The sequence below is a fragment of the Rathayibacter rubneri genome (assembly GCF_023743255.1).
Taxonomy (GTDB): domain Bacteria; phylum Actinomycetota; class Actinomycetes; order Actinomycetales; family Microbacteriaceae; genus Rathayibacter; species Rathayibacter rubneri.
On sequence record NZ_JAMRYM010000154.1, the window covers coordinates 1 to 5,136 of the forward strand.

Here is a 5,136-nt window from a genome sequence, read left to right on the forward strand (position 1 = left end):
CCCCTCTCCCCCGACCGCCAGAGGGCGTCGACGCTGCCGAGGACGAAGGAGCGCAGGCGCTCCGCGGTCGCGGGGGCCACCCCCTCGGTCAGCGCGAGGTCGACGAGGTGGCGGTAGGCGATCCCGCCGAAGAGGGCGCCGTCCCCCGTGCCCTGGTCGACGAGGACGCCGTCGGGGGCGAGGCGGTCGAGCAGGTCCTGGGCCGTGAGGGCCGCGTGTGCGACGAGCCGGGCGTCCGGGCGCAGGCGGTGCAGGGCGAGCGCCGCGCCGATGTAGACGCCGTGGTTGTAGCTGAACGCCCAGTCGTCGCGGGCGGAGCCGCCCTCGCGGCCGATGCCGTCGGCGACGAATCCCGACTCCGGATCGCGCAGCCGCACGTGCATCCAGTCGAAGGCGGCGCGCGCGAGCTCCTCGCGGCCGTCGGGGCGGAGCAGCTCGAGCCGTGCTCCGAGGATCGCGAACGGCCCGTTGGCGGGCGCGTTCTTGTAGTCGAGCTGCCGGCGGCGCCAGGCCAGGCTCGCGCCGTGGCGGAGGTTCCAGCCCGTCCGGGCGGAGAAGCGCCAGAGCCGGTCGGCGCGGTCCAGCCAGCGGGGCCCGCCCGTCGCGGCGCCGAGCCGGACGAGCGAGCCGCCGAGCCACATCATGTCGTCGAAGTAGCCGTTGACGAGTCGGCCGCCGTTGCGGAGCCGGATCGCGCGGTGCACGCGGCGCGCCCGATCGAGATGCGACTCGTCTCCGGTGCGCTCGAAGGCGTCGACCGCCGCGTCGATCGCGTGCGCCAGCCACCAGTAGTGGAAGGGCGCGTCGGCGGCGATCGAGGTGGGGTAGCTCGCGTGGTACCCGAGCACCGGCGCGCGGAAGAGCAGGTCGAGACTGCGCTGCGCGAGGTCCGCCCGCTGCTCGGGCGGGGTCGGGCTACTCGTAGACGTGGGGCGCGAGGATCGCGACATCGCGCAGGTTGCGGTAGCGCTCGGCGTAGTCGAGCCCGTAGCCGATGACGAAGTCGTTGGGGATGTCGAAGCCCACGTAGGCGACGTCGACCTCGACCTTGGCGGCGCGGGGCTTGCGGAACAGCGCGCAGATCTCGACCGACTCCGCTCCTCGGCTGCGCAGGTTGCCCTGCAGCCACGAGAGGGTGAGGCCGGAGTCGATGATGTCCTCGACGATCAGGACCTTGCGGTCGGTGATGTCGGTGTCGAGATCCTTCAGGATCCGCACGACGCCCGAGGACTTGGTGCTGCTGCCGTAGGAGGAGACGGCCATCCAGTCCATGACGATGTCGAGCTTGAGCTCGCGCGCGAGGTCGGCCATGACCATGACCGCACCGCGCAGGACGCCCACGATCAGAAGGTTCTCGCCCTGGTAGTCGCGCTCGATCGCGCGGGCCAGGTCGCGGATCCGCGCGTGGATCTCGGCCTCGGTGTAGAGGACCTCGGTGATGTCGTCGGCGATGTCGGCTGCTTCCACCCGATCACTCTACGGGGGCCCGGGGAGCGGTGAGCGCTCGGCTCCCTCTGCTGGTCAGGGGCCCGGAAGGGCAGTGAGCGCTCGGCTCCCTCTGCTGGTCAGGGGCCCGGAAGGGCAGTGAGCGCTCGGCTCCCTGGTCAGGGGCCCGGAAGGGCAGTGAGCGCTCGGCTCCCTGGTCAGGGGCCCGGAAGGGCAGTGAGGGCTCGGCTCCCTCTGCTGGTCGAGTAGCCGCGCAGCGGCGTATCGAGACTCGAGTCCGCGCGGAGCTCGGGAGTCGGTGGATCTCGATACACCCGCTGCCCGGGCTCCTCGATCAACGAGCGGTGCGCGTCTCCGAGCGGAGCGGTGGGCCTGCGGGCGGAGACGCTGCCGCAGGTCAGTGCGGGCGGGCCGGCGCGAAGACGAGGGCGGAGCCCGAGCGGGTCGCGACGACGCCGGGCAGGTCGACGCCCCTCTGGCCGTGCCAGTCGGTGACGAGAGCGGCGACGGCCAGGGTCTGCGCGCGCGAGAGCGCGACTCCGAACTCGTTCGAGACGACCAGGCGGATGATGCGCTGCCGCAGCGCGGGCGGATCGGCGGCCAGCCCCCGGGCGTCGACGGTCACGTGCCCCTCGTCGTTCTGGCCGACGAGCTCGAGCGCCCAGTCGAGCGCCATCGCGTCGAGTGCGTCGCCGTCCTCGCGGAGCTGCTCGGCGGTGCGGGCGAGGGCCTCGGCGATGCCCGGGCCGAGCTCGTCCTCGAGCACGGGCAGCACCGAGCGGCGGACGCGGACCCGGGAGTAGCGGACGTCGTCGTTGTGGGGGTCGTCCCAGGGCTCGAGGCCGGCGTCGGCGCAGGCGGCGCGGGTGCTCGCGCGGCGGATCCCCAGCGGCGGGCGGCGCAGCGGTCCGCTCACGGCCGCCATGCCGTGCAGGCTCGCGGCTCCCGCCCCGCGCGCGAGGCCCAGGAGGACCGTCTCGGCCTGGTCGTCGAGGGTGTGCGCGAGGAGGACGGCCGCGGCGCCCGTCGCCTCGAGGGCATCGGCGAGGGCGCCGTGGCGCGCGGTGCGGGCGGCCGCCTCCGGTCCGTCCTCGCCCGTTCGCACCGAGACGACCTCGACGAGGACGGGCGCGAGGCCCAGAGCGCGCGCCTGGTCGGCGGCCCGGCGGGCGACGCCTGCGGAGCCCTCCTGCAGGCCGTGGTCGACGATCACGGCGCCGGCGCGGAGGCCCGCGCGGGGCGCCTCGAACGCGACGGCCGCGGCCAGCGCGAGCGAGTCCGCTCCTCCGCTCAGGGCGACGAGGACGAGCGAGTCGCGCTCGAGCCCGTCGAAGCCGGCGCGGACGGCGCGCCGGATGTCGGCGACGGCGGGGGTCAGACGGGGGCGATCGGGCACATCAAGTAACGTTAGGCCAGCGATCCGGCCTGCGAGCGCTGGCCTGTGCACGCGCTCGGGGAGGCGGATCCGATCCGCCGATGCGCCGCCCGCGGCGCCACCGACTCAAGGAGCGAACATGGCCGCATACGACGTCGTCGTAGAGATCCCCAAGGGCAGCCGCAACAAGTACGAGGTCGACCACGAGACCGGTCGCGTGTACCTCGACCGGGTGCTCTTCACCTCCTTCGTCTACCCGACGGACTACGGCTACTTCGAGAACACCCTCGGCCTCGACGGCGACCCCGTCGACGCGCTGGTGCTGCTCGAGTACCCGGTCTTCCCCGGCGTGGGCGTCTCGGTGCGCCCCGTGGGCGTCCTCAACATGAGCGACGAGGCCGGCTCCGACGCCAAGGTGATCGTGGTCCCCGCGAAGGACCCGCGCTGGCAGCACATCCAGGACATCGGCGACGTCCCGGAGCAGACCAAGAACGAGATCAAGCACTTCTTCGAGCGCTACAAGGACCTGGAGCCCGGCAAGTGGGTCAAGGTCGAGGCGTGGGGCGACGCGGCCGAGGCCGAGCAGATCGTCCAGGACGGCATCAAGAAGCTGGCCGAAGAGGGTCACTGACCCCTCGCGGAACGACGAGAACCCGCTCCCTCCGGAGTCCAGCAGCTGCTGGATCGCCGGTGGGGGCGGGTTCTCCGCGTCCGGGCCGAGCGGGCCGGACGGGGCTAGGCCGCCGGGCGGCCGACCATGCCGGTCGGGGTGCCCCAGATGGAGTGGATGCGCACCGGCGCGTTGGGGTTCGGCGCCTCGATGATCTGGCCGTTCCCGAGGTAGATGGCGACGTGGTAGTAGTCGCCCGCTCCGCCCCAGAAGATCAGGTCGCCGCGCTGGCGCTCGCTGTAGGGGACGAGCTTGCCGTCCGCCGCCATGGTGTTGTACTGGTTCGTCGCCGAGTGGGTGCCGATGTAGCGGCCGGCGGAGGCGTAGGACTGCTTGGTGAGTCCCGAGCAGTCCCAGACGTCCGGGCCCATGCCGCCGAGCAGGTACCGCTCGCCGAGCTGGGCGGACGCGTAGGCGATGGCGGTCTCGACCTCGCTGGTGTTCGGCTGGCCGACCGGAGCGGGCGCGGTCGGCCTCCTCGGAGAGCGTCCGGTGCTCGTCGACGGCGACGTCGGCCTGCGCCGCGAGGGACTCGGCGTTCTGCTTGTCGCCGAGGGCGTCGGCGTAGACCTTCTGCGACTGCTCCGTCAGCTGCGACATCGCCCCGAGCTGGTAGAGCAGATCGCCCGCGTTCTCGCCGCTGGCGACGAGGCTCATCGAGAGGTCGCCACCGGCGGCCTTGGACAGGTGCGCGGCGAGCAGCCCCGCGCGCATCCGCGAGGTCTGGGCCTTCGCGGACGCCTCGGCGGCGCGGTCCTCGAGGTCGGTCACGGCCTGCGCGGCGGTGGCGAGGGCGTCCGACGCCTGGCGCCAGGTCTCGGCCCTGCGCATCGCCTCGACGGAGGCCTCGTCGACCGCGCTCTGCAGGCCGGCGACCAGCCCGGTGATCGAGTCGATCTCGGCCTGCTTGGCCGCCTCGTCGAGCTTCGCGTTCTGCACGTCGTCCCACGAGGGGTACTGCGGGTCGTCCGCCGAGGCGGGGGTGAGTCCGAAGGAGGCGGTGATCGCGGTCACCGCGAAGGCCGCGGACACCGCGAGCGGCAGTCGCCCCTTCCAGGCCCGCTCGCGCGGTGCCGGGGTGAATCCTCGTGCGGTGGTCCGAGCGTCAACCAAGGGTCACTCCTCGTGCGGCCATGAAGGGCTGGGCGTTGACGGCGGTGCCGTTCACGCGGGTCTCGTAGTGCAGGTGGCAGCCGGTGGAGGCGCCGGTGGAGCCGACCGCGGCGATCTGCTGACCGGCCTCGACCCGCTCGCCGACGCTCACGTAGATGCCGCCCGCGATGATGTGGGCGTAGCCGGTGCTGATGCCCTCGCCGTGGCTGATCTCGATCCAGTTGCCGTACGTGCCGAAGACGCCGGCGTAGGTGACGGTGCCGCTGTGAGCGGCGAAGATCGGGGTGCCGCAGGGTGCTGCGAGGTCGGTGCCGCGGTGGAACGAGCTGGTCGATCCTCCGCCGGTCGAGAGGCTGCCGCGCGGCCCGAACGTGCCGGTGATGCGCCCGTTGACGGGCTTCACCCAGCCGGAGTCGCTGACCGCGGTCGATCCGCCGCCCGCGACGGGAGCCGGAGCGGGCGCCGTGTAGCCGCCACCGCCGCCTCCGGAGCTGGGGCGGGGAGCCGCGGCCGCAGCCGCTGCGGCCGCGGC

General features: G+C 73.2%; 7 protein-coding genes. 2 read left to right on the forward strand and 5 right to left on the reverse strand.

The features are described 5' to 3' along the window. From NB037_RS18565 to tilS, 3 genes are all read right to left on the reverse strand, one after another. The coding region (locus tag NB037_RS18565) for a glycoside hydrolase family 76 protein (RefSeq protein ID WP_251948415.1) at positions 1 to 950 on the reverse strand (950 nt) is incomplete at its 3' end. Continuing rightward, on the reverse strand, positions 916 to 1,467 hold the full coding sequence (gene hpt, locus NB037_RS18570; protein WP_207407822.1) for a hypoxanthine phosphoribosyltransferase: 552 nt from the start codon (positions 1,465 to 1,467) through the stop codon (positions 916 to 918). The genes NB037_RS18565 and hpt, both read right to left, overlap by 35 nt. Positions 1,468 to 1,843: 376 nt before the next feature. Further along, complete coding sequence (tilS, locus tag NB037_RS18575) at positions 1,844 to 2,842, reverse strand: tRNA lysidine(34) synthetase TilS (RefSeq protein ID WP_251948417.1); 999 nt, start codon at positions 2,840 to 2,842, stop codon at positions 1,844 to 1,846. Between the two features lie 118 nt (positions 2,843 to 2,960). On the opposite strand from tilS, the gene ppa reads away from it, so the two are divergent. After that, a complete protein-coding gene (gene ppa, locus NB037_RS18580; protein ID WP_055789813.1) occupies positions 2,961 to 3,452 on the forward strand; it encodes an inorganic diphosphatase in 492 nt (163 codons plus the stop codon). 104 nt (positions 3,453 to 3,556) lie between these two features. Here the strand turns inward: ppa and NB037_RS18585 are convergent, their stop codons facing one another. Next, a complete protein-coding gene (locus NB037_RS18585; RefSeq protein WP_251948419.1) occupies positions 3,557 to 3,862 on the reverse strand; it encodes a C40 family peptidase in 306 nt (101 codons plus the stop codon). Positions 3,863 to 3,908: 46 nt separating this feature from the next. On the opposite strand from NB037_RS18585, the gene NB037_RS18590 reads away from it, so the two are divergent. Next, positions 3,909 to 4,628 (forward strand): hypothetical protein, encoded by a 720-nt coding sequence (locus NB037_RS18590; RefSeq protein ID WP_251948422.1) that lies wholly within the window; start codon positions 3,909 to 3,911, stop codon positions 4,626 to 4,628. Here the strand turns inward: NB037_RS18590 and NB037_RS18595 are convergent. Continuing rightward, the coding region (locus NB037_RS18595) for a M23 family metallopeptidase (RefSeq protein ID WP_251948424.1) at positions 4,597 to 5,136 on the reverse strand (540 nt) is incomplete at its 5' end. The two genes, NB037_RS18590 and NB037_RS18595, sit on opposite strands and share 32 nt — an antisense overlap.